This is a genomic window from Blautia pseudococcoides (genome assembly GCF_001689125.2).
GTDB lineage: Bacteria > Bacillota > Clostridia > Lachnospirales > Lachnospiraceae > Blautia > Blautia pseudococcoides.
In genome coordinates this window covers 3,346,007-3,367,867 of record NZ_CP015405.2, presented here as the reverse complement: position 1 = coordinate 3,367,867, position 21,861 = coordinate 3,346,007, and the positions used below count along the sequence as shown (strand labels likewise).

The window sequence follows — 21,861 nt, the reverse complement described above, 5'->3', positions numbered from 1 at the left end:
CCGTAAAACATGTAAAATAGAGACATAAAGATAATCAAAAGCGCGAAGCAGGAGGTATTATGTTTTTAACAGATAGAAAATTACAGAGGCGAATGGACGAAGTAAAGAAATACAGATACCGCGGCGTAACTTCCATAGGAGAATTCCTTATGTGCGAGGATGAACAAAAAGCAGTGAATCCCCAGGTTCCCATAAACTTTGATGGTTGGGGAAGGATCAGCGAAGGGGAGCGCTGGGCCGGCAGGGACCGTTATCTGTGGATGCACAGGGAGATCCGTATTCCCGCAGAGTGGAGCGGCAAAAGAGCGGTAGGTATCTTTGACTTCGGAAATACCGGAGCAGGAAACAACAGTGGATTTGAGTCAATGTGTTACCTGAATGAGGAACCTTTCCAGGGTGTGGACGTGAACCATCAGGAAGTATTTTTCCCGGAGAAATACTTTGGGAAGGCGTTAAGCCTTACCTTCCGCCTCTGGTCAGGACTGGAGGGCGGCGGAGTACCGGCAGCGCAGGAGCATCAGATCAGGAGAGCAGACCTGGCCTGGCTGGATGAGGAAGTGGATGATTTTTACTATCTGGGAACCATGGTGCTGGAATCCATTGAAAATCTGGATGAGAACGATCCTGTCCGTTATGATCTGAGAAATGCCCTGGACGAAGCCTGCCACTGTATTGACTGGGCATATCCGGGAAGCGATGAATTTTATGAGTCTGTCCATCAGGCGGACCGGGTGTTGAATGAGAAGATTGACCGGATGGATAAACACTCCCTGGTAAATGTATACTGTGTGGGGCACACCCACATCGATATGGCCTGGCTGTGGAGATTAAAACATACCCATGAGAAAGCATCCCGTTCTTTCTCCACTGTGCTTCGTATGATGGAAATGTTTCCGGAATATATTTTCCTGCAGACACAGCCCCAGATTTATGAATATGTGAAAGAGGATTTTCCGGAAATTTATGAAAAAATCAAAGAACTTGTGAAAGAGGGACGCTGGGAAGCAGACGGAGCCATGTGGGTGGAAGCAGACTGCAATCTGACAAGCGGGGAGTCCCTGACACGCCAGATATTGATCGGAAGCAGATTTATCAAGGATGAGTTCGGAAAAGATGTGGAATACCTATGGCTGCCGGATGTGTTCGGCTATTCCTGGGCACTTCCCCAAATCCTTAAAAAATCCGGTATTGATATGTTCATGACCACAAAGATAAGCTGGAACCAGTTCAACCGTATGCCTCACGACACCTTTAAATGGAAGGGGATCGACGGCAGCGAAATCCTGACCCATTTCATCACCACGCCGGAACCCTGGAATGAACCGGGCTCCTGGTTCTATACCTACAACGGAAAGCTGATGCCAAAGACCGTGAAGGGGGTATGGGATGCCTACAGTGAGAAGGAGATGAACAAGGACCTGCTCATTGCCTACGGGTTCGGGGACGGCGGCGGCGGTGTGAACCGTGATATGCTGGAACAGAGACGCAGGCTGGATAAGATTCCGGGGCTGCCCCATGTGAAAACCTCCACAGCAGGGGAGTATTTCAGAAAGCTGAAGGACACTGTAAAGAACACAGACCAGTATGTAAACACCTGGGACGGAGAACTATATCTGGAATACCACAGGGGAACTTACACAAGCCAGGGTTATAACAAGCGCATGAACAGGAAGATGGAGCTTCTGTACCGCCGCGCAGAGTGGATGACCGTGATGCAGGGACTGATGGCGGGAAACCTTGAAAAAGCCCAGCAGGAAAGCCTCACAAAAGGCTGGAAACTGATCCTGACCAACCAGTTCCACGATATCATTCCCGGCTCTTCCATCCATGAAGTTTACGAGGACTGTCACAAAGACTATGCCAGAATTGAGGACATAGCCGTTCAGGTGGAGGATGATTTTACAAAGAACACTGCCCTGCAGCAGGAGAATACCTGGACGGTATGGAATGCTTCCGCATGGCAGAAAGATGAATTGGTTTCACTCCCCTGCACGGATGACGGGTACTTTACAGACGAGGAAGGCTGCGTTCTGCCTGTACAAAAAGGGGAAAATACTGTTTATGTAAAAGCAGAACAGGTGCCGGCCATGGGACATAAGGTTATCTGTTTCCATCCCAAAGATCAGGGCAGGGATGAGCAGAACAGCTTTGTGATCCGGGGAAGAGAGGTTGAGACACCATACTACCTGGTATCCCTGAATGATTACGGACAGATGACCAGGCTCTATGACAAGACCTTTGCCCGTGAAGTCCTGGCACAAGGACAGCGGGGAAATGTCCTGCAGATGTTTGAGGATAAGCCTATTGACAACGATGCATGGGATATTGATATTTACTATCAGCAGAAGATGAGGGAGATCACTGAGATGACAGCATTTGAGGTGACCGAGTGCGGCCCTCTGAAGCTGACGATCCATATGGAATGGAAATATATGAAGTCCTCCATATCCCAGGATATGAGCCTTTACCGCGATTCAAGGAGAATTGACTTTAAGACAGATGTGGATTTCCATGAGAGACAGCAGTTGTTAAAAGCTGCGTTCCCGGTTGACATCCGCTCCACCTATGCCACTTATGATGTGCAGTACGGCAATGTAAGGCGTCCGAACCACTGGAATACAAGCTGGGACCAGGCCAGATTCGAGAGTGTCGCCCACCGTTTTGCAGACCTTTCCGAGAGAAATTACGGTGTCAGCATTTTAAATGACTGCAAATACGGACATGATATCAAGGACAATGTGATCCGCATTTCCCTTCTGCGTTCCGGTCTGCAGCCGGACCATCTGCAGGACCAGGGAATGCACACTTTCACCTACGCGCTTCTGCCTCACGGCGGGGATTTCGTGGAGGGGCAGACCGTGCAGGAAGCATGTGCGCTCAATGATCCTATGAAAGTAACAGCGGGAAAGACCAGGGTGGATTTTGAAAGCTTTGTCACATTTGACAACGAGCAGGTGGAAATAGACGCAGTGAAAAAATCCGAGGACGGAAACTATATTGTGCTCCGTTTCCATGAATTTGCGGGAAGTTCCCAGACGGTAACCGTGACACCGGGATTTGCGTATTCCCGCTGGATGGAGGGCGATTTAAGAGAGCGTCCTCTTACAGAGGAGAAACCGGCAGGGAAGATGAAACTTCACCTGCATCCGTATGAGATCAAGACCATACTGGTAGCGTTATAAAGGACAGCATATAAACCGTACAGTGTGCAGCAATATGCCGCCTGCCGTTTTATGATGGGGGAGGGCGGTATAAGGCCTGCGATACCCATAAAGGAGGAAAAATGTTTAGTGAAGTGTTCCAGATGGAAAAAATATTGGGATTTTGTGAGAAAATGTGGTACGTGATCGGAGCAAATATTTTGTTTCTGCTTTCCAACTTTCCGGTGCTTCTGTTTTTTCTCTTTGTGGGAGTTTCCCAGGTGCGCACCTGCCTGCCTCTGTTTCTGCTGTGCATGGTTCCCATGGGGCCGGCCCTTTCCGCTCTGTTTTACACCATGAACCGGCTTCTCTTTGGGACAGAGTCGGGGGCGTGGAGAGACTTCAGGAAGGCATATATGGATGACTGGGGGCAGAAATATCTTCTGGCAGCAGGGCATATGTTCCTCATACTGATATTTGAGATAAACATTGAGTTTTTCGCGGTCCAGGTCCCCATCTTTCCTCTGATGATCCTATTTGTCATCTTATTTGCGGCAGCATTGGTGGTGACGCCCAATCTGTACCTGCTGGCTTCCCGTTACCGGATGAAAAACAGGGATATTGTAAAGACATCCTTGATCCTTCTGGTGACCAGGCCTGCCAGCACTCTGGGAAGTATGGTTTCTCTGGGGGTTATCCTGATGCTGTTTGAACTGAAGGCAGGGACAGCGGTATTATTTATGGGGAGTTTGTATGGGTTTCTCATAACGTTTATGAACCAGAAGGTTCTGCATTCACTGGAAGAGAATCATATATGATCTTTAAAAGACACGGTGCTCCCGTGTCTTTTTTTGCAGTGTGCCAAGCATGGCACTAATCTAGCTGGTGCAAGTCCAGCCGCGGGTATTTACCGTCAAGCGTAGCGAACCACAAGTGGGTATCAGTAATGGTATGGATGAAGGAAGTGGTGTAGCAAAGTTCTTGAGCCTACATACAGAAATATGAAATTTCCTGATCTGTCTAAACCGGATTGGGAAGGACATGCAGCTATGCGCTCTGAAAGTTTAATTAAATAGGGAGGCCAAGAGAGTTCTTTGGAGCTCTCTTTTTCTTTTCCCCGGATTCTTTTCTTTCACAGGCATACATGGTTATGTTATACTTATGTGCAGGAGGAAACATATGGAAAACAAAAACCCGAGACATTTATTTCACAAATTATTCCTGAGCTACTCAGCAGTTCTTATCCTGATCGTAGGGGTGCTCATTTTATATTTTATTTCATCCAGCAGAACCCGTATGCTGGAGACGAACCAGGATTATGCGGGGAAACTGTGCGGGGAGGCGGTGCTGGAGGTGAACCGCGCAAGCTCAGATGCAGATTACCTGCACAGAGCCATCTACCAGAATAATTCTGAACTGCAGGACATGCTCAATTATTTTCGGTATGAAACAGAGGAGTATCTTAAACGCCATCTGGACACTTATGCCTCCTCCAATACAGTGGACAATAAGGACATTTACAGCTATGTGGAAAATGCGTATTCCGCATATCCGGATATCAAAAAAATAGAACTTATCAGTTACACCAATAATAAAACAACGGTATTCTATTCGGAAAACGACATTCGTGTGGATCACAACGGCAGAGAGCGGAGGAAGGAGATCCTGGATGGGGGGCTGGCATCCCCCGGCTCCTATTCATTCCAGAAGGAGATCCGGGATCCTCTCAGTATGAGGATAGAGGGATGTATTGTCTTTACATTTGACACGGGTACTATCACAGCCATTCAGGAAGAGTATCCCATGGCGGAATTGTACCTGTATTATAATAACGGAAACCAGGTATATCCGGAGAAAGATTCCCTGCTTCTGGAAGATTTCCAGCAGGAGGACGCAGGCAGGAAACTTAAATCCTATATACAGATCCAGAGTGTGGAAGATTATATAGTAGCCACCAGGCTTGATAAGCATACAGCCGCGTCCATTCCGGTTGTCCATATATTGGCTATACTGGCCATCGGTGCTGTTCTGGTCATAACAGGTGAAATTCTGATCAGCAGTTATCTGAAGCGCCTTACAAAAAGGCTGGACGGTATTATACAGGGGATGGACCAGGTGCAGACGGGAAATTTAAAAGTACAGCTTCCGGAGAACGAGAACGGGGATGAGCTGGATATGATTTCCCGCCATTTTAATCTTATGTGCCAGGAGCTGGAGTCTTATATCCAAAAAAGCTATCTGGCAGAGATAGAACAGCAAAATGCGGAGATGCAGGCACTTCAGAGTCAGATCAACCCTCATTTTCTGTACAATACTCTGGAGGCCATCCGCATGAAGGCTATCTGCAACGGGGACAGGGAAGTGGGAAAAATGCTGTATAGTCTTGCCGTTACATTCCGCAGCCAGCTGAAGGAGGCGGATGTGATCACCCTGATGCAGGAAATGCATTACTGTAAGAAATACCTGGAATTGTTTGAATACCGCTACCAGGGAAAGTTCCGTTCCAGTGTGGAGTGCGTTCCGGAACTCTCCGGGATTCCGGTCATTAAGTTTATACTGCAGCCCATTATTGAGAATTATTTTATCCATGGGATCCGTATGGAGGAGAGCGACAATGAGATCAGGATTTATGCCAGGCGCATGGGGGACGATTTATATATCCACGTGGAGGATAATGGCAGGGGTATGCCCGTGGAGGATATGGAGAATAAGAACCGGGAGCTTAAAAATAATGAGATGGATACCCGCAAATCCATCGGTATAACCAATGTCAACCGCAGACTGAAGGCGGCCTATGGGGATACATGCGGTGTGTTTTTAAAGGCAAACAGGCCGCGGGGAATGCATGTGATATTGTTGGTGAAAGTCGAGGAGAGGGAAACAGATGAAAAAAGTAATGCTGGTGGAGGATGAGGAGCTGATCCTCCAGGGAATAAGGAACATTATAGACTGGGAGGCGCTGGGGCTTGATGTGATACATATGGCGCACAACGGAAAGGAAGCGTTGTCCCTCTGGGAAAAGGAACCTGTGGACCTGGTGGTGACGGATGTGGAGATGCCTGTGATGAACGGTCTGAACCTCTTAAAAGAGATCAGGAGCAGGAATGAGAGGGTGCGGTTTGTGATCCTCACAGGATATGATGAATTTGAATATGCCAGAAAAGCGATCCAGCTTGATGTGGAGGATTACATATTAAAGCCTATAGACGAGGAACAGCTTGAGGCAGTGGTAAAAAAGGCACTCTTAAAACTTCAGGAGATGGACCAGGACAATGCCAGGAAGATGGAGGACCGCATTGGATGGCAGAAGTTCCTGGAAGGAGGAAGCGGGGAGGAGGAGCGGAAGACATTTCTCTCTCTGCTGCCCAAGGTGAAAAAAGCAGAACTTCTGTCCGCAGCGGTTATGAAGATTGACAGCAGAAGTATGCGGAAAGGGGATATGTCAGAGCTGCTGTCCATTCTGCAGGAAGAAGCGTGCAGAGTGATCCATCTGAAGGCTGACACCCTGCTTCTGATAGAATGTTTCTCCACAGATTATACCTGGAATGGCGGGGAGGGGGAGACTGCCAGGAAGATCAGAAGTGGGATCCACAGCCGCTTTTCCTACTTGCAGAACCGGTTGGAAAGCGAATTGGGTATATTTACATTTATAGGCATCGGCCCTTCTTTTACGGATTATGAAAAGCTTCCGGAGGTCTACCGGGAAGCCATGCGGCTGCAGAAGTACAGGATGCTGGACGGGTACGGGAGCTGTGTGGATGAGAACCATATTAAAAACCGTGGCTCAAAAGACGTTGCCATTGACGAGACTCAGCTCCGCAAAATGATCCTGCAGAAGGACCGGGACGGGGCGATCAATTATATTGAGGATCTGTTCATCAATAATATCAGGAAGGATGCAGATGTGAATAATCTGTTCCAGACTGCCCTTAAAATTGCCATGCTTTTATGGGACATCAAAGGGGAATATAAGCTGGAAGAGAAGAATATGCAGGATCTGTCTGATATGGTTGAGGGAATCTATGGGGCAGAGGATATCTTTGGGCTGAAGGCTATGTTTATCTCAGAGATTTCGGAGATCATCACATATCTGCATACAGAGAATTCCGCGTATACGCCGGTGGTAAAACAGATCATGACGGAAGTGCAGAAAAATTATAAAGAGGAACTGAGCCTTAAAACCCTGGCATACAAGTATCATATGAACGCATCCTATCTGGGCCAGATTTTTCAGAAAGAGGTGGGGTGCTCCTTTACCCAATATCTGAGCAACATTAAGAATGGGATTGCCAAGGATCTGATCCTGAATACTAACCGCAGGATAAATGACATTGCCCAGGAAGTGGGATATACGGATACCAGCTATTTTTACAGGAAGTTTAAACAGTGCTATGGAGTTTCCCCGGCGTCCCTGCGGGAAATGAAAAAATATTAGAATACAGTAAAAAAAGAGTGCTGCCGGGGTGTTTTCCGGCAGCACTTGCCCGTTCTCACTGGTTTTTTGACAGGGCGTTTTCACGCAGGGATTTCAGAATGCAGACCATAAGGGCTGCAGCAGTCACTATGATCCAGCTGGTCACGGTTGCGGTCCATCCCAGATGGTCCACCATGACCCCGATGGAAAAGGTGGAGACTGCGGTTCCCAGATAGGCCACAGAGTTCAGAAAACCGGATACGGTGGATACACGCCCCTGTTTTTCATAGTTCAAAGGAAGCAGGTTCACAAATAAGGTGTTGACTGCCATCATGGAGGCGGTGATCAGTGCAAACAGTATCACAGTCAGGACAATGGACAGGCTGCCTCCCAGACGTATGCCGGTCAGCGCCGCTGAAGCCAGCAGGAAAAAGGGAATGGCGGCTTTCATGGCCCGCCTGCCTGCCCGGCGGTATACATACTGTGCCGCATATGCGCCAACCAGATTTACCACGGGGAGAACCGTTGTCACCAGTACGGAGAGAGACGGAGAAGTGAGAAAGGTTTTGCTGATGAATGTAGGCACCCATGTAGCTACGCCGTCTTTCAGCATTCCGTGGATGAGTACCGGAAATACCACTGCCAGCAGGCCGGAGCTGAACAGAAGGGAGGGGAAAGGGACTGCCTTTGTATTTGGGGAGATGGTGCAGGAAGTATCTGAGGCCGTGTCTTTTTCCTTTCCGTGGTCTTGACTGTACCGCTCAATGCGGCCAAAACCAAAGAACCATACAGCGGCCATAATGCCCAGGCAGAGGGCAGCGGCACCGAACACAGCCTTCCAGCCTGCCAGCCACATGACTGCAGCGGCCAGGAGATAGGCGCCCAACGTCCCGGCCACCTGGGAGGAGACAATGTGGATACAGTAGCGCACTTTCTGTGTTTCCTGCAGCATTTCCGCAAAAATCCGGATGATGGGAGGCCAGATCATGGACTGGGCGTAGCCGTTGATGCCCCAGACCAGAGCCATGAGGAAAAAGGAATCCACAAATCCCATGACAAAATTGGCGGCAGCGGCAGCGGCAAGTCCAGTGAATATCATACGTCCGGGATGGAACTTGTCTCCCAGCAGTCCGTTGCACATCTGTCCAATGCCGTAGGCGAAGAAATATACCATGCTGACGAAGCCCGCCTGGGACCCTGCCAATACCTGTTCCTCCATCATTGCCGTCATAGCGGAAGAGAAATTCAGCCGTCCGATGTAGGAGGTGAAGTAGGCAAACCAGCACAGCAGGAACAGACAGAATGCCATTTTATTACTTTCAAGCTTGTGAAATCTTTTCATGAGATATACCTCTTCTTTCTTTTTTCTGCATTCAACAATATACATCAGAACAGAAAAAGGGAAAATGGATATATCACCATTTTGGAGTAGATATTTCTACATAGACATATTGAGCCTGTGCTGCTGGCGGAACTGAAGGGGTGTGACCCCGGCTGTCCTTTTAAAGACCCGGAAAAAGTATTGACTGTCCTCATATCCCACCCTTTCTGCAATCTCGATCACACTCAGGTCAGTATCTTTGAGATATTCCCTGGCTTTTTCCATACGGACTTCTGTGATATAGTTTACTGCGGACTGGTTCAGTTCCTTCTTGAAGACAGAGGAGAAGTAGTTGGGACTCATGTTGTAGAGTTCTGCCAGACTGTTTATGGCCAGGTTTTCGTTATAATGTTTTTTAATATATTGTGCTGCCAGAAGTATCTTATCTTTGGAACTGGCATCCTGCATACCCCGCTTGCTGATACAGTCAGTGACGATCTCCGAAATATAACGGTGTGTTTTTTCTGGAAGGCAGAGTTCATCCAGAACCCGGAAGTTGTGCAGAAGGTCTTCAACGCCGATGTATTGGCGTATCTCCGGCTCATAATATTTTAAGAGGAGGTTCAGGATACGCACCCACAAGATCCTGATGTAGGAAACCCCGCAGTTTAGGAGCATTCCCTCGGAGAACAATTCGGACAGGAGCTTGTGAATGCCGTTGATATTGCCCTGGACCAGATATTGTTCCAGGAAGTACAGCTCGGATGCAGGGAAGGATTTTCCGGAAAAAACCGTGTTGTCCTCATAGAAATAGAGATTGCCATCACCGTAGATGGTACGCTGGCGCAGTGCGGATTCCGCCTCCCCTAACATGCCGGCAGAGAACCTGCGGGTCTGGCTGCTGGTGCCCATGGTCAGATAAATACCCATCTGTTTCTCCAGAACTGTCCGCATCTCCAGGAAGAACTGCTCCACCTCCCGGCGGAGAACGGAGGATTCACTGCTGCTGCCCTCAAAGACAGCATACATCTGATGTTTGTGGATAATGCTGTTGACCAGAAGGACCTTGCCGGGGGAACTGATCTCGTCAAACACATTTTTGACTGCAAACCGGATCAGTTCCGTGTCGCCTTTACTGAAATGATTCTCACAGCTTTTTTCTTCAATGTTGATGATCCCCAGGAGGAGGCGTTTTCCAGGGGCGGGGGAAATCTTTTGATAGAATGCGGGATATTTATCTGTTGCTGAAGTTTCCTCTGCCGGCTCGTGGAGGAGGGCATTGACTTCCTTTTCCAGGGTGTACGCAATATTCTCCTCCTCCAGTTTTTTCCTGGAAGTAATGTCCCGGCGTATTCTTGTATCCACCTCCACCTGCATGAGCAGTTTGTCCAGCTCTTCCTTTAAATCCTTGTTGGACAGGGGCTTCAGCAGATACGCGCTGGCCCCCAGACTTAACGCAGTTTTGGCATATTCAAACTCGGCGTAACCGCTTAACACCATGAAGCGCAGATGGGGAGAGCGTTTCTTGGCCTCACGGATAAAAGCCAGTCCGTCCATATCAGGCATCTTGATATCCGTGATGACAATGGATATGGCATTCTGACTGACAGCCTCCAGCGCTTCAGAGCCGCTTTCTGCCTCCATGATCTGGCCGAATTCAAATCCCAGATAGCTGAGACGGGCGATCAGGCCTTTTCTAATGAGTTCTTCGTCATCTGCGATCAGCAGGTTCCTATTCATCCGTTTTTTCTCCTTTCCGAATGAGGGGCAGCCTTATATCGAACTGGCTGCCATAGTGAAGAGTGCTTTTTACGGTGATGCCGTACTTGTCCCCGCAGGCGAGTTTGATCCTCTGGTTCACATTGCGGATACCAATGTTCCGTCCTGTTTTGGTCAGGTTGTCCGCTACGTTTATGGAGCGGTTCAGTTCCTCCACTTTCTGGATATCCATGCCGATCCCGTCGTCCTCCACACGTATCATCAGACAGTTCTCCTCCTCCCAGACGGAGAGCTCCAGCGTGCCTGTGGTGGTCTGTTTGACCAGACCGTGAAGAATTGCATTCTCAATGATGGGCTGCAGGATGAAGCGGAGTGTCATGACTTGGTCTGTGTCCAGGGAGATATTGTAGAATACCTCAAACCGATTTCCATATCGCTTTTTGATAATAAAGATATAATTCTGTACATGGCCCAGTTCCTGTGCCACAGTCACAAATTCTCCGTAATTTTTCCCCAGGTTATAGCGGAAGATCTCCCCCAGTTTCTGACAGATATCGCAGATATCAAATACCTGTTTTACCGCGGCTATAGAGCTGATGGTTTCCAGGGTGTTGTAGAGAAAATGAGGATTGATCTGAAGCTGCAGATTTTTTAGCTGGGCTTCTTTGTTCTCCAGCTCCCGGATATAATTTTTTTGGATCAGGGTATTCAGCTTCTTAAGCATGTGAGAAAACTGGCGGTCCAGCTCTGACACTTCATCATTGCCTGCGATAGGCCCGTAGATATTCAGGTCACCAGTCTCGGCCTTGTGGAATTTTTGGACCAGACATCCGATCCTGGCTGAGAAGTTCCGGCTGTAGAGCCAGGCCCAGAATATAATGAGCAGAGTGACACCAAGAAGGATGGGCAGAACCATCTGCCTTACGGTCTGCTGCTTGACAGCCAGCTGATGATTGTCAAACAAAAGCAGGACGTTCAGGGAACTTTCCTTCAGATTCTCATGTTTGACGGTAAAGCCGTCAAGCAGTTCTGCGGAGTCTTCCGTATTAAGCCATGCGTCCAGCAGGGAATCCTTTCGGGGTGCTGAGGAATACAGGAGTTCATTTTTGTCACTGTAGACAATGACATCATAGGAGGAATCCTTCTCATGGTCTGTGTTGGCAGGCTTGAAGACCAGCTCCATGTATAGGTCCAGCTTTAGAAAACCCAGCTGTTTTTTTTCATAGTTATGGATATTGACATTTTCCATGTTTTTAACGAAGGAGAGAACAGGAATATTGCCTGCACTGGAGATATAGCTGAAGCTGCCTTCCTTCACAGCGCGTTCCCGCAGAAACCATTCCTCGTGTCCGGCCTCCTTGACCATGGAAGCCCGTTTTCCGTATACGGGGTACTCATCCATATCAGAGTAGAGCATACAATTGCGGATCTCTTTCTGACGGTCCAGGAGCAGGGACTTTGTGACCTCACTGCTGATCTGTTCTCCTTTAATATAAGGACTTTTTGTCTCATCCACCAGAGCTTCCAGGATCACCGTATTGTCGGCGATCACGTCCAGGCTGTATTGGTACTGGGTCAGTTTTTCATCAATATTTTTTATGTACTGAGAGGTCATCTGCCGATAGGAATTGGAAAGCTCGGTCTTGACCATGTTCTCCAGCTTGTAGAACAGAAAACTGGTGATGGACAAGGTGGGGATCAGACTGATCAAAAGAGTAAAGACAACAAGCTGCGTAAAGATGCGGTGCGAATAAATACCTTTCCATTTCATAACGTCACATCCCCGGCGGGAGGTCCTGCCCTGCAAGGTGCAGAACCGGGGCCACACAGACCAGGTTTTCCATATCCGCAGTTTTATAGTATAATTTTGGAATTGCATATTCTGCGCCATTTAGTTTCTCTATGGGGAACGTTCCGTCCGGGGACGTGGTATAAGTATCCGCAGCGGTTTTGAGTGTTACCAGATATCCGGAGGCATCCGGACAGGAGAAGCCGGGTTTTTTTGTGTCAGCCAGATGAAATGTAAGGAAGCGGCTGTCAGGGGTCATGGAAACCTCCAGAACCGGCCCTTTGGAGATACAGGTTTTCCGGCTGCGGACTGCCAGTTCCAGTTCCGCGGAAATATCACCGCCCGGTTCCCCCTGGATAAAGGTGGCAAACTGATTCCCCATCTCCCAGCGTCCGTGCAGGTCCATGCCACAGGTCATGGCAATGGGCAGCCCCTTCAGCACCAGATCTTCCCAGAGAAGCAGTCCCTTTTCATTGACCTGGTGAAGCGGTTCCGGGTTATTGAAAATTTCAATAAAATCTACGCAGCTGTAATCTGTAAGCTCCATCTCAAAGCGGCATCCCCGGGCAAAAGGGTAACCGTAGGAAAAGGGATGGGCAATGCCTGCCAGGGCATTCTTTTTTTTGATGGCCTGAAACAACAGTTCCGGGCGGCGGCGGTCAATGGTTTCCCAGGGCACATACTCTTTTAAGTTCAGACAGAGAATGTGTCCGTAATAGGTGGTGTACTCCATGCCGTAAATACACTGTATGTCCAAACTGCGCTCTTGCAGCAGCTTCTGCATTTTGGGATGGCCGGAGATGGTATTGTGGTCTGTAAGGCCAAAGGCGTCCACCTGATCTGCTTCCATCCAGTGAAGCAGATCTTCACAAGTGAGGGAAGCGTCGGACTCTGTGGTGTGATTATGTAATTCCAGTCGTTTGTACATGAGAACCTCCTTATCTGGCAGAAACCTGCAGTGTATAATGTGTGTCATCCATCAGAACATTGAAGACAAGTATGGTCACCTTCAGAACTCCTTCCAGTTCCGGCTGAGGGATACAGCCCTCTGTGGCAGAGGAGGCTGAAAAGTGCATGTGTCTGTCAGTGAGCTGCCGGTGGATACAGCCGATGAACCGGTCATTGAGAGAGGCCAGTGTGTGAATCTCCGTTTTGGTACTTTCTGCAATTTCTTTTGCCGGATCTGCATCGGGAGGCAGTTCCAAGTCATAATGGCTTCGGCAGTAGTCTGTCAGGTCCCTGACCACGTCCTCTGTGACCTCCGCCGCTGTGTATCTCTGTTTATCAAAAGAAAACCCGATGTCCAGTTCTTCGTATTTCCGGTCCAGGCATACGGTATAGGAGATCTGTCCCATAAAGTCTCTTGACAGTGTTCCTCCAACCTTATAAAGTACTTTCATAGATGTATCTCCTCCCGAAAAAAGTGTTAATAGAATTTGGTTAAATGATACTACACATGAAAACAGGATTCAATAGATTTGGGAGTATCGTAGAATTGTCCATTGATTTTTTGAGAAATCTTCATTCTATTTTGAAAAGAAAGTGCTTTATAATATGCCCATGCCAAATTGCTGAGGCAGAATTTTGGGAAGAGAGGATAGAAGATGCAGAAGAGAACATTGTATCAGTCCGGGAATTTTTATAAGGGAAATCTCCACACCCATACCACACGCTCAGACGGAAGCGGTGAACCGTGGGAGGTGGCAGAGCGGTACAGGCAGGAGGGGTATTCCTTTCTGGCTATTACGGACCACTGGGTCTACGGGGTCCATGAAGCGCTAAACAGAGAGGATTTTCTCGTATTTCCCGGCACAGAGCTGGATTTGGAGATGCCTGAGCGCAAGGACCATCATCTTGTGAGTATCGGTCTGCCTGAGACGAACCGGATTCCTGATGATTACCGTTTTGAGGAGGAGAGAACAGGCAATACCCTGTGCACACCCCAGAGAATCCTTGAGTATATGGCACAGCGGGGCAATGTCACCATCTATGCCCATCCCTACTGGTCCAAGGTGGACTCCACGGATATCAAGAATATCCACGGACTGCTGGGAATGGAGATCTACAATCATGTGGCAGAGTTTGAGGATAGTAACGGGAATTCAGAGACGTATTATGATCATTTTTTGTTTGTGAGGAACAGGACGTATTGCTTTGCGTCAGATGATACCCATGAGCTGGGGCCGCACAGCCTGGGCGGGTTTATCATGGCAAAAGCCCGGGAACTTACCCACAGGGGTATCTTCGAGGCGCTGAGAGACGGAAGCTTTTATGCCTCCTCGGGTCCTCTGATCCATGATTTTTACGTGGAGGATGGTGCTGCCTGTGCCTTCTGCAGCGGCTGTACGGACATTTATTTTAAGACCCCGCACAGAAGCGGACACCTTCATGATGACCAGGGAAATTTGAAAAGCGGAACCTTTGTCCTGAACGGAGACGAGGAATATGTGCGCCTTGTAGTGAAGAACGCGGACGGGGAGAAAGCCTGGTCACAGCCAATATGGCTCTGGCTTTTGTAAAAAGTCCTGTTGGGAGAAGGGAGGAAAAGTATGAAACTGGTCACGTTTAATATCCGTTGTGATTTTGGACAGGACAAAGAGAATTGTTTTTGCCGGCGCAGGGAACTGATCGCCGCAAAGATTCAGAAGGAACAGCCGGATATCATCTGTTTTCAGGAGGTGCTTCCCCATGTGGCAGTGTGGCTGAAAGAGAATTTAGAGGGATATTATGTGATAGGGTGCGGCAGGGATGAACATCTGAGGGATGAGCAGGTGTCTGTGGCGTACAAAAAGGACAGTGTGAATCTGATCTCCATGGATACTTTTTGGCTGTCAGAGAAACCGGAGGTGCCGGGAAGCCGTTACCCATGCCAGAGTATCTGTCCCAGGGTCTGCACTGGGGCTGTGTTTGAATATACCGAAGAACCGGGAAAGGGATTTTTGTTCCGGCTGTATAACATCCATCTGGACCATCTGGGGGCAGAGGCCAGAAGACTGGGACTTACACGGCTGTTAGAAAGGGCGGACCGGGAGCCGGCATTTGGGGGGATCCCTGTGATCCTGGCCGGGGACTTTAACGCAGAGCCGGACAGCCCGGAACTGGCAGTCCTGCAGTCCCGCAGGGATTTTGTAAATGTCACAGAGGGAATCGGCATCACCTACCATGGGTTTGAGCCGGAGGATATGCCGGAGAGCATTGACTATATTTTTGCCGGCACGCCATTTAGCTGCCGAAGTGTGGAAAAATGGGAGGACAGAGACGGGGAAGTCTGGCTGTCTGACCATTATCCGGTCTGTGCGGTGCTGGAACCTGAAGCTGACAGGGAAGAGAAATGTCCATGAAATAATTGATTTTTATCCATTGTGGAAATTCGTCAGGAAAAAATATAATAGATACCAGAAGGAAGGAGGATACCAAATGCAAAAAGAAAAGCAGCCAAAACAACAAAAGCAGCCCATTGGAAAACGGCTTGTCCGGTACTGGCCGCTGTACGTGATGCTGCTGCCGGCACTTATCTATTACACACTGATCTGTTATGTGCCCATGGCCGGCTCCGTTCTGGCTTTCAAGGATTACTCTTTTAACAAGGGCATCTGGGGAAGCCCCTGGGTAGGGTTTAAATATTTCAAGACTTTTTTTGAAAGCTATGACGCACCCAGGCTGATCCTGAACACATTCAGGATCGGGTTTATCAAATGTGTGCTGGAGTTTCCGTTCGCGATCATTCTGGCACTGCTGCTCAATGAGATCAGAAATATGAAATTCAAGAAAGTGACGCAGACCATTACATACCTGCCTCATTTCCTGTCATCCGTTATCATTGTGACCATGCTTCAGAGGATTCTTGCACCGGATACCGGTATTCTGAATCAGCTCATAGCAGGCCTTGGAGGGGACGGGGGCACATTCTTTATGATGGATGCCAAGTATTTCCTGAAGATTCTGTTCTCCATGGACCTGTGGAGAAATATCGGATGGGATTCCATCATCTATCTGGCGGCGATCAGCAGTGTAGACACAGCTCTCTATGAGGCGGCTGAGATGGACGGATGCGGAAAACTGAAGAAAATGTGGCACATTACTTTACCCGGAATCAGGGGAACCATCGGCCTTCTGTTCATTATGGGGATTGGAGGTCTGCTTTCCTCAGGCGTGGATCAGATCTGGCTGCTGCGTACGCCCGGTAACATGACGCTGGCAGATACCCTGGATGTATATGTGGTCCGGGTGGGACTGCAGGGAGGCCAGTTTGGGTATGCAACCGCCATCGGGCTGATACAGGGCGTCGTGGGATTGATCCTGGTTGTGATCTGCAATAAGGTATGTAAGAAAATTACAGAAGTCGGGCTTTGGTAGCGTGATCGGAGAAGGTAAAGGAGGAAAAGATATGAAACAAAAAGCAGTAAAGAAAGTGCTCGCCCTTGCGCTTTGCGGCGCCATGACGGCAGGTGTTCTGGCCGGGTGCGGAGGAGACGGCAAAGAGACAGCCAAAAATGTAGGTACAGAGAGTAAAGAAGGAAAACCGGATACCTGGATCGCAGACCGCACGATCACCATCCAGGCATATGTGGATGACATTGGAAATTCCCTTCCCAAGGATTTGAACAACACACCCACTATGAAGAAGATCACAGAGCTGACAGGGATCAAGCTGGATGTGAAATATACACCTGGAGACAGTGATGCAAAAGTGCTGGCTTCCCAGTTGGCATCAGGCACCATTCCGGATGTGATCGTTTCCTATCTGGACAACTCTACAAGGCCGGAGTTTCCGCTGCTGTCCAAGGCGGCAAAAGAGGGAATGTTTGCGGATGTATCGGAGTACATGAAAAACTCAGAAGTGTATTCCAGATATTATGAGGATGATTATCTTCCCTGGGATTCCTACAAGAATGTCACATTCCGGGACGACCTGGACGGCGTATATCTGTGGCAGATGAATGTGGATGCCACAGACAAATCCCTCAAATATAATCCGGAGGAGGATTACCGGGGCGGCATGTATATCCAGAAGTCTATTATAGATGCGCTTGGAGTTAATGTGGATGATATCAGGACACAGGATGATCTCTATGATCTGCTTGTGAAGATTAAAGAAGGCGGTTTTAAAGACAAGAACGGAAATGCTGTCTATCCGCTGGGACCAAAATACTGGGGCGGTTCTGTGGATACCCTGGAGTATATCTGTCCGGGATACCGCTGGGGTGTGAGCAAAAACTATAATATAGATACCGACGGAAAAGTGAAGCATGAGGCAGAGCGGGATTCCATCTATGACGAGATTAATTATATCCGCCGCCTTATAGATGAAGGGCTTATGAACCCGGAATTTTTCACCATGGACTCCACCCGTGCACAGGAGGCCTGCAAGAGTTATAACTCCGCGATCATAGCTGACGTCAATAATTATACGGATATTATTTACCAGACCGACGACTGGATCCCGCTGGGTCCCCTCAATGACATTCAGGGCGACAACAAAAAGGTGACGCACGGCAAGAGCGCAAGGGGATGTATGGCGATCTCCGCGGATGCGGAGAACCCGGAAGAGATCTTCCGGTTTTTTGACTGGCTCTCCACAAAAGAGGGACAGATGATCGCCCAGTATGGGGCAGAGGGCGTAAGCTACGATATGGTTGACGGAAAACCGGTTCTCAGGGAAGAGGTACAGCAGGCTCTGAGCGACGGCAACATGGACTATCTGCTCAACGAGGTTGGGGCGGGATTCGGCGGCAGCGGAAACTATTTCTTTGAATTTGTACTTACCAACAAAGACAATATCAATAACTTCGGAGAGGCAAGGCCGGGCGCGTCCGCTAACGATACCTTTGCCAGAAGTGTTGAGGTTGCAGCGGATTATCCTTATGAGAAAAAACTGATACCGGGACTGGACGCACCGGCGTATCTGTCCTCAGAAGGAATGGAGGATGTGAAGACACAAATGGATCTGCTCAACTGGGACGAAGTATTCGTCCAGGCATGTTTTGCAAAATCCGATGACGAGGTGAAGAGTATCATTGAGTCTTTCCGCGGTCAGTTAAAGGCAGCAGGCGTGGAGAAGTTTGAGGACTATGTGGCTGATGTCTACAACGAAGACAAAGACGCCGTCAACTTCTATCATTGACAGGTGAAAGAGGGTGTTTAAGATGAGTAAAGGCCAAAAAACCAAAATCAAGGCCAACCGGACGGATATCGCTGTGCAGGTTATTGTATATATGATTGTCATTGCTGTCTGCCTGGTGATCATACTGCCTTGTCTGAATGTGCTGGTTCTGGCATTTAATGACGGAAAGGATGCTGCCAGGGGCGGCATCTGGTTCTGGCCCAGAATACCCACGTTTGACAATATTAAGGAAGTGTTCAGGGACGGCAGTATTGTACGGGCTTATGGTTACACGATCGCCAGAACCGTGATCGGGACCGTGTTAAGTCTGACTGTGACGACCCTGGCGGCATTTTCCCTGAAACAGAAGGAGCTGCCGGGAAACAAGCTGATCACCATGCTGATAACATTTACTATGTTGTTCAGCGGAGGTATGATTCCCACCTATATCCAGTATAAGAACCTGCATCTGCTCAACAGTTTTTGGGTTTATGTGGTTCCGTCTCTGGTGAGCGTGACCTATCTTTTGATGGCAAGAACCTTTTTTGAAGGAATTCCGGACAGTCTGGAGGAGTCGGCAAAGCTGGACGGGTGCAGTTATTTTCAGATCTATACCCGTATTATGCTTCCGCTCAGCAAGCCGGTGATCGCGGTGGTGGGGCTTTACACCGCTGTGAATCACTGGAATGACTGGTTCGCCGGGGCATTCTACATGAGTGATACTTCCAAATGGCCGGTGCAGACCGTGCTCCAGCAGATGCTGAGCAAGGCCATGAGTTCCCAGCAGGAGATCACATCCGTGGCTCAGGCGCTGGCGCAGAACGCCACGGCTGTCACATCAGATTCCCTGAAAATGGCGGCAGTGGTGATCACCACAGTTCCGATTCTGTGTGTGTATCCCTTTGTGCAGAAGTATTTTGCTCAGGGTGCCATGATCGGGGCAGTAAAGGGTTGACCAAAAACCGGCTTTTAGTTCGCGCTGAAAGCCGGTTTTTGGTCTGCCGGGCAGGAAAACAGATGTTTTACAGATGAAGACAAAAGGAGCAGAAATATGAGTGAAAAGAAGTGGGATGTCTATGTCTATGGAGACGTGAATGCAGATATTATTATTCCCGGTGTGGAGAAATTTCCGGCGCCGGGCCAGGAGGAGCTTATCCCCTCAATGGAAACGTATGTGGGAGGCGGTGCGGCCCTGTTTACGCTGGGCCTTGGCAGGCTGGGACTCCGTCCGGTCTTCCAGGGCGCAGTGGGGGATGACTGTTACGGACACATGATCCGGAAGACCTTTGAGGGGGCTGGCGTGGACACGGAACTGCTTGTGACCAGGAAGGGGGAGCGGACCGGAATCTCTCTAAGCTTCACCAACGAGCATGACCGTTCCTTTCTCACTTACAGGGGAACGAACCAGGATATCAGTATGGACAGGGCAGAGGTTGAAAAGGCAGGCCAGGCCCGGCATATCCATGTGACGGGATACGAGGGGGAGGATTCCCATGAGTCCTACGCACAACTGCTGCGCCGGGTGAAGACAGAGACAGGGGCCACAGTCTCTTTTGATGTGGGATGGGACCCTACAGGGAACTGGAGCGGCAGGATCTATGAACTGTTTCCGTGGATCGATGTCCTTTTTATGAATGAGACAGAGGCGGAGCACTACAGCAGGACGGATTCGGCAGAGGAGGCTGCCCTTCATTTTGCAAGGGAATGCGGGCAGGCCGTGGTCAAGCTGGGGAAAAAAGGCGCTCTGGCAGTGAAAGACGGTGTGGTCCACCGATGCGGTTCCTATGAAGTACAGGCTGTGGACACCACCGGAGCAGGGGATTCCTTCAATGCAGGGTATATTTACGGCTTTCTGAAAGGCCAGGATATTGGGTCCTGTCTGCAGTACGGAAACGCCTGCGGTGCCTGTTCCGTATCCGCTCATGGGGGAAATACCGGTTTCCCTGAGGAAAAAGAAATGCTTCGTTTTATTGAGAAAAATAAAAAGAAAGAAATGAAAGGGGATCAACAATGAAAATAGCTATCATAGGCGGTGCCGGGGTGAGGACCGTCATATTTATCAACGGACTTTTAAAAAGATATAAAAAGCTGCATATTGACCAGGTAGCGCTTTATGATATCCAGGAGGAAAAGCAGAAGATCATTGAGCGTCTGTGCAGCCATGTTGTGGACAGGAAAGGGGAAAACCTGAAAGTATGGGCAGCGCAGACACCCGTGGAGGCTCTTACCGGCGCGGATTATGTAGTGACCACCCTGCGTGTGGGCGGTGACCATTCCCGTGTACTGGATGAGAAGATCGCCCTGAAGCACGGTGTCATCGGCCAGGAGACCACAGGGGTGGGGGGATTTTCCATGGCAGTGCGCACCATTCCTGTGCTTTTGGACTATTGCAGGATGATAAAAGAGTATGCACCTAATGCATGGATCTTTAATTTTACCAATCCGTCCGGGCTTGTGACCCAGGCTCTCAGGTCTGCAGGCTATGACCGTGTCATTGGGATCTGTGATGCGCCAAGCAGCACAAAGTTCCGTATGGCTGCCTGCCTGGGGGCAGAGGAGGATGACCTGTATGTGGAGTTCTTTGGGCTGAACCATCTCTCCTGGATACGAAGCGTGAAAAAAGAGGGAAAAGAAATTCTTCCAAAGCTTCTTGAGGATGACGGTTTTCTTGGGGGTATCCAGGAATTTGCTATGTTTGACCCGGAACTGCTGCGTACCATAGGATTTTTGCCCAATGAGTATCTGTATTATTACTATCACAGAGAGAAAGCTCTTGCCAATATCCAAAAAGCCGGTACAGCCAGAGGAGAGACTATAGAAAGGCTCAACAGGCAGATGATGCGTGAACTGCAGAACATGGATATGGATGCGGACCCCGAGGGGGCACTGCAGGTTTTCTTATATTATATGCAGCTAAGGGAGAACTCCTATATGAGTATTGAATCAGGGGCTGCCAAACGTCCGGCTGCGGAAAAAGGAAGTCTGGAGGTTCCCGATGGAATGGGGTATGCTGGCGTTATGCTGGACTGCATCGAAGGCATGCAGAGTGCAGAAGGAAAATACCTGGTGCTTTCTGTGGAAAACCAGGGCTGTATACCCGGACTGGCGGACAACGATGTGGTGGAAGTGACCTGCCATGTATCTTCTGAGGGCATCCGCCCTGTGGCAGTCACAGAGGTGCCCCCGCAGTGTGACATTCTCATACGTTTGATCAAAAATTATGAACGTCTGACCGTGGAGGCTGTGAAGACAGGTTCCCTTTCGTGCGCAGCCCGGGCACTGATGCTTCACCCCCTGGTCAGTTCCTGGTCTCTGGCGAAGGAACTACTGGAAGACTATGACGGAGCATATGCGGGACTGCTTGGAAAGGAGTAA

Annotated in this window: 16 protein-coding genes; 11 read left to right on the top strand and 5 right to left on the bottom strand. The window is 49.1% G+C overall.

Going from position 1 to position 21,861, the window contains the following annotated elements:
* The first annotated feature begins 59 nt into the window (after positions 1-59).
* The 4 genes from A4V09_RS16065 to A4V09_RS16050 all read left to right on the top strand — a co-directional run bounded on the left by A4V09_RS16065 (position 60) and on the right by A4V09_RS16050 (position 7,575).
* Positions 60-3,182 carry an alpha-mannosidase gene (locus tag A4V09_RS16065; RefSeq protein WP_065543232.1) on the top strand — a complete coding sequence of 1,041 codons (3,123 nt, stop codon included), beginning with the start codon at positions 60-62 and terminating at the stop codon, positions 3,180-3,182.
* A 101-nt stretch (positions 3,183-3,283) separates the two neighbouring features.
* A complete protein-coding gene (locus tag A4V09_RS16060) occupies positions 3,284-3,958 on the top strand; it encodes a DUF624 domain-containing protein (protein ID WP_065543231.1) in 675 nt (224 codons plus the stop codon).
* Between the two features lie 361 nt (positions 3,959-4,319).
* The gene (locus A4V09_RS16055) at positions 4,320-6,053 is read left to right on the top strand and encodes a sensor histidine kinase (protein ID WP_065543230.1); all 1,734 of its coding nucleotides are present in this window, start codon (positions 4,320-4,322) and stop codon (positions 6,051-6,053) included.
* Positions 6,025-7,575 carry a response regulator gene (locus A4V09_RS16050; RefSeq protein WP_065543229.1) on the top strand — a complete coding sequence of 517 codons (1,551 nt, stop codon included), beginning with the start codon at positions 6,025-6,027 and terminating at the stop codon, positions 7,573-7,575. Before A4V09_RS16055 ends, A4V09_RS16050 begins: the two co-directional genes overlap by 29 nt.
* Before the next feature lie 55 nt (positions 7,576-7,630).
* Here the strand turns inward: A4V09_RS16050 and A4V09_RS16045 are convergent, their stop codons facing one another.
* From A4V09_RS16045 to A4V09_RS16025, 5 genes are all read right to left on the bottom strand, one after another.
* Positions 7,631-8,896: an MFS transporter gene (locus A4V09_RS16045; RefSeq protein WP_065544821.1), complete on the bottom strand. Its 1,266-nt coding sequence runs from the start codon at positions 8,894-8,896 to the stop codon at positions 7,631-7,633.
* Positions 8,897-8,992: 96 nt separating this feature from the next.
* Positions 8,993-10,615, bottom strand: coding sequence for a helix-turn-helix domain-containing protein (locus tag A4V09_RS16040; protein ID WP_065543228.1), 1,623 nt, complete (start codon positions 10,613-10,615; stop codon positions 8,993-8,995).
* Positions 10,608-12,365: a sensor histidine kinase gene (locus A4V09_RS16035; RefSeq protein WP_065543227.1), complete on the bottom strand. Its 1,758-nt coding sequence runs from the start codon at positions 12,363-12,365 to the stop codon at positions 10,608-10,610. Before A4V09_RS16035 ends, A4V09_RS16040 begins: the two co-directional genes overlap by 8 nt.
* A 4-nt stretch (positions 12,366-12,369) precedes the next feature.
* Entirely contained in the window at positions 12,370-13,311 is a 942-nt protein-coding gene (locus A4V09_RS16030; RefSeq protein ID WP_065543226.1) for a CehA/McbA family metallohydrolase, read from the bottom strand.
* 10 nt (positions 13,312-13,321) lie between these two features.
* Positions 13,322-13,783 (bottom strand): DUF6669 family protein, encoded by a 462-nt coding sequence (locus A4V09_RS16025; RefSeq protein WP_065543225.1) that lies wholly within the window; start codon positions 13,781-13,783, stop codon positions 13,322-13,324.
* 204 nt (positions 13,784-13,987) lie between these two features.
* Between A4V09_RS16025 and A4V09_RS16020 the strand changes: the two genes are divergently transcribed.
* The 7 genes from A4V09_RS16020 (at position 13,988) to A4V09_RS15990 (ending at position 21,861) form a co-directional block, all read left to right on the top strand.
* The gene (locus A4V09_RS16020) at positions 13,988-14,902 is read left to right on the top strand and encodes a CehA/McbA family metallohydrolase (RefSeq protein WP_065543224.1); all 915 of its coding nucleotides are present in this window, start codon (positions 13,988-13,990) and stop codon (positions 14,900-14,902) included.
* 30 nt (positions 14,903-14,932) lie between these two features.
* Complete coding sequence (locus tag A4V09_RS16015) at positions 14,933-15,724, top strand: endonuclease/exonuclease/phosphatase family protein (protein WP_065543223.1); 792 nt, start codon at positions 14,933-14,935, stop codon at positions 15,722-15,724.
* Between the two features lie 76 nt (positions 15,725-15,800).
* Entirely contained in the window at positions 15,801-16,739 is a 939-nt protein-coding gene (locus A4V09_RS16010) for an ABC transporter permease (RefSeq protein ID WP_065543222.1), read from the top strand.
* 31 nt (positions 16,740-16,770) lie between these two features.
* Complete coding sequence (locus tag A4V09_RS16005; protein ID WP_065543221.1) at positions 16,771-18,507, top strand: extracellular solute-binding protein; 1,737 nt, start codon at positions 16,771-16,773, stop codon at positions 18,505-18,507.
* A gap of 22 nt (positions 18,508-18,529) precedes the next feature.
* Entirely contained in the window at positions 18,530-19,441 is a 912-nt protein-coding gene (locus A4V09_RS16000; protein ID WP_065543220.1) for a carbohydrate ABC transporter permease, read from the top strand.
* Positions 19,442-19,537: 96 nt separating this feature from the next.
* A complete protein-coding gene (locus A4V09_RS15995) occupies positions 19,538-20,500 on the top strand; it encodes a carbohydrate kinase family protein (protein WP_065543219.1) in 963 nt (320 codons plus the stop codon).
* Positions 20,497-21,861 carry a family 4 glycosyl hydrolase gene (locus tag A4V09_RS15990; RefSeq protein WP_065543218.1) on the top strand — a complete coding sequence of 455 codons (1,365 nt, stop codon included), beginning with the start codon at positions 20,497-20,499 and terminating at the stop codon, positions 21,859-21,861. The genes A4V09_RS15995 and A4V09_RS15990 overlap by 4 nt, the downstream gene beginning before the upstream one ends.

What these genes read in the sequence shown, in the direction of transcription:
- A4V09_RS16065 (WP_065543232.1), top strand. Translation starts at nt 60, where the DNA reads ATGTTTTTAACAGATAGAAAATTACAGAGGCGAATGGACGAAGTAAAG.
- A4V09_RS16060 (WP_065543231.1), top strand. Translation starts at nt 3,284, where the DNA reads ATGTTTAGTGAAGTGTTCCAGATGGAAAAAATATTGGGATTTTGTGAG.
- A4V09_RS16055 (WP_065543230.1), top strand. Translation starts at nt 4,320, where the DNA reads ATGGAAAACAAAAACCCGAGACATTTATTTCACAAATTATTCCTGAGC.
- A4V09_RS16050 (WP_065543229.1), top strand. Translation starts at nt 6,025, where the DNA reads ATGAAAAAAGTAATGCTGGTGGAGGATGAGGAGCTGATCCTCCAGGGA.
- A4V09_RS16045 (WP_065544821.1), bottom strand. Translation starts at nt 8,896, where the DNA reads ATGAAAAGATTTCACAAGCTTGAAAGTAATAAAATGGCATTCTGTCTG.
- A4V09_RS16040 (WP_065543228.1), bottom strand. Translation starts at nt 10,615, where the DNA reads ATGAATAGGAACCTGCTGATCGCAGATGACGAAGAACTCATTAGAAAA.
- A4V09_RS16035 (WP_065543227.1), bottom strand. Translation starts at nt 12,365, where the DNA reads ATGAAATGGAAAGGTATTTATTCGCACCGCATCTTTACGCAGCTTGTT.
- A4V09_RS16030 (WP_065543226.1), bottom strand. Translation starts at nt 13,311, where the DNA reads ATGTACAAACGACTGGAATTACATAATCACACCACAGAGTCCGACGCT.
- A4V09_RS16025 (WP_065543225.1), bottom strand. Translation starts at nt 13,783, where the DNA reads ATGAAAGTACTTTATAAGGTTGGAGGAACACTGTCAAGAGACTTTATG.
- A4V09_RS16020 (WP_065543224.1), top strand. Translation starts at nt 13,988, where the DNA reads ATGCAGAAGAGAACATTGTATCAGTCCGGGAATTTTTATAAGGGAAAT.
- A4V09_RS16015 (WP_065543223.1), top strand. Translation starts at nt 14,933, where the DNA reads ATGAAACTGGTCACGTTTAATATCCGTTGTGATTTTGGACAGGACAAA.
- A4V09_RS16010 (WP_065543222.1), top strand. Translation starts at nt 15,801, where the DNA reads ATGCAAAAAGAAAAGCAGCCAAAACAACAAAAGCAGCCCATTGGAAAA.
- A4V09_RS16005 (WP_065543221.1), top strand. Translation starts at nt 16,771, where the DNA reads ATGAAACAAAAAGCAGTAAAGAAAGTGCTCGCCCTTGCGCTTTGCGGC.
- A4V09_RS16000 (WP_065543220.1), top strand. Translation starts at nt 18,530, where the DNA reads ATGAGTAAAGGCCAAAAAACCAAAATCAAGGCCAACCGGACGGATATC.
- A4V09_RS15995 (WP_065543219.1), top strand. Translation starts at nt 19,538, where the DNA reads ATGAGTGAAAAGAAGTGGGATGTCTATGTCTATGGAGACGTGAATGCA.
- A4V09_RS15990 (WP_065543218.1), top strand. Translation starts at nt 20,497, where the DNA reads ATGAAAATAGCTATCATAGGCGGTGCCGGGGTGAGGACCGTCATATTT.